General features: G+C 42.2%; 3 protein-coding genes. All 3 read right to left on the reverse strand.

Going from position 1 to position 2513, the window contains the following annotated elements; genetic code table 11:
- Positions 1-94 precede the first annotated feature (94 nt).
- Positions 95-610, reverse strand: a complete 516-nt coding sequence (locus AC29Z1_RS16465) for a 3H domain-containing protein (RefSeq protein ID WP_488272538.1) — start codon at positions 608-610, stop codon at positions 95-97.
- A gap of 106 nt (positions 611-716) precedes the next feature.
- Positions 717-2345, reverse strand: coding sequence for a sensor histidine kinase (locus AC29Z1_RS16470; RefSeq protein ID WP_488272536.1), 1629 nt, complete (start codon positions 2343-2345; stop codon positions 717-719).
- Positions 2332-2513, reverse strand: a 182-nt coding sequence (locus tag AC29Z1_RS16475) for a hypothetical protein (RefSeq protein ID WP_488272537.1), incomplete at its 5' end; no start/stop codon positions are given. The genes AC29Z1_RS16475 and AC29Z1_RS16470, both read right to left, overlap by 14 nt.

Here is a 2513-nt window from a genome sequence, read left to right on the forward strand (position 1 = left end):
GATGATCATAATAAATAAAAAGGCTATCGACAATACTTTGTCGACAGCCTGAAACTGTCAGTGTCACCTGACAGTTATCTAGTTACTTATTCATTTAATAAAGTAATATGCCCGCTTTCTTGAGCTCTGTAATAATGTTTTGCATCACTTCATCCGAGGAAGCTTCCACAGTATGTAAATGAATACCACCAGTAACAAGCGACAGGGGTGCAGCGCCACTTTCAGCCGATTTATGTAAGAATTCGTCTAAATCACGCCGTGAAGCCAGCATCAGGTTGGCTTTAATTTCGCCATATACGGGGTGTTCGACGCTGACATCAAGCACCTTACCACCGTTATCGATAATGATCGCAAGTTCTTCCCCCATACGGTCAGCACCATGACGGCAGGCCAATTTAGCGGTAATACTTTCTGAAGCGGCAGCCTGCAGAATAATATAACCTTGAGGAGTAGCATAGATATTCAGCCCTGCTGCCCGCAAAATGGCGATATCCCCTACAATGACTTGCCGGCTTACACCCAACTGCTTGGCTAACGCCGTACCCGTTAGCGGCTGGTGGCTTTCTTTTAGCAGGCTGGCAATCTTTTCTCGCCGTTCTTTTGCGTCCATACCCACAATCACACTCCAAACCCGATCAATTCAAGGCAGTATACTACTGGTGCTACCATGCAATATATACCTATTTATATACCTATATTTATTATACACCAAAAGTTTAGGTGCATAGCAACTCGGCCGTTTCAGGTTCATGAGTGATTGCAGGTAAATACACGGTAAACGTCGTACGCTTTCCTCGCTGACTTGAAACCTTGATATTACCGCCGTGACTATGGATAATACGATAACATACTGACAGCCCCAAGCCTGAACCATTGGCTTTGGTAGTAAAAAAAGGAGTCCCTAGTTTTTCAATAATCTCCGCAGGAATCCCCTCACCATTGTCTTCTACCGTCACTACCAGCATGTCTTGCTGCCGGCCAGCAGCAAGAACTATTGTACCACCATCTTGTACTGCTTCAATAGAGTTTTTTAGCAGATTAATAAATACTTGCTTCAACTGCGCCATATCACCATACACCAATGGCGGTATGTGAGGTAATTTCACTTGTATATTAATATTTTTACTGTGCAATTGCGCTTCCATAAGTAAAACAACATCTTTTAGCAATTTGGACATATTAATTGTTTCAAACACCGGGTCTTTGAGCGGACGTGCCAGCATTTGGAATTCATTAATCAGATTATCAATCCGGCCAATCTCGGAAAGAACTAACTCCAAATGTTCCGGTGTTGGCGGTTTGTCAGTACGGCGAGCCATCAGCTGAATAAAACCCTTTATCGATGTAAGCGGATTCCTGATCTCATGAGCAATTCCTGCTGCCATTTGGTTAACACACTCCATGCGTTCCAGCCGGAGCTGCTCACGTTCAAGTTTATCTCGTCTTGCCTGATACCAAATACTACAAAGAAGTCCGCAACAAATCAATAAAAACAAGAAATTCTTGGCATCTTCCAGTGAGTTATGTAGTACTCGAGCATAAAGAGCTTGGAGTGGAATAGCCGTTGCAACTTGCCAATTAACAGTATGTAAAGAAGTATGTATAAGCAGTTTATCTATCCCATCTTCCACGGAGTTATATGTAGTTACACCAGCCAAATTGAATACTAAACCACTTAACTGAGCCTTTAACCCCGGATCTTCTGGATACAATTCAGACAAGCGGGGATGATAGATCAATTGGCCATGATCGTCCAAAATAAAAATATATTGACTATTGGATATAGTCCCATGAAACATCGCCTTGGCTATATCAGTAATAGGTACATAAGCCACCAATACGGCTATGACCTTATCTCCAGACATTACAGGAACCCTTATGTTAATATATGCATTTTCAAGACTTTGATGTACTATCCTGCCAGATATATCTACTTGGCCTTCTAATACGGTAGCAAAGGTTTCAACCATTTTCGGATCTCCGGTAGCAGACGGCCCATACGGGGAAATGGAGTAATAATCGCCAATTAGGTTACCTTTGGTGTCAAATAAAGCAAGATTTGCTACTCCTAACACAGCGGCGCCTGCCATTAAATCTCCGCGTAGCAAATCCACATCAAGGCTACGAACATTCGGGCAAGCAGCTATGACCTTGAGTCCTGCTAATTTGGTGTCAAAGTACATATCCAAATACTCCGCAGCAGTAACAAGCTGTTGCCGTTCAGCGGCCACCGTCTGCCGGTACTGATAATTAAAATAACATATGATCAACCCACACATTAACACAAAGATCCCTATTCCAACCAAAATCGTAACTATATTATGCTTAGTTTTAAAAAGCAACACCGTTCCACCACCTTTTGTGACATAATTCGCCAAAATACTTAGTTTTTCCTGCCACACACCCGGCATTGGTGTAATTTTTCACAAATAAAAAAACAAAAAACTTTAGATACACTGATGTATCTAAAGTTTTTTGTTTTTGATGGTGGGCGATGACAGGATCGAACTGCC

Source organism: Sporomusa sp., assembly GCF_057736855.1.

Coding starts and splice junctions, on each gene's coding strand:
- AC29Z1_RS16465 (WP_488272538.1), bottom strand. CDS start 610: ATGGACGCAAAAGAACGGCGAGAAAAGATTGCCAGCCTGCTAAAAGAA.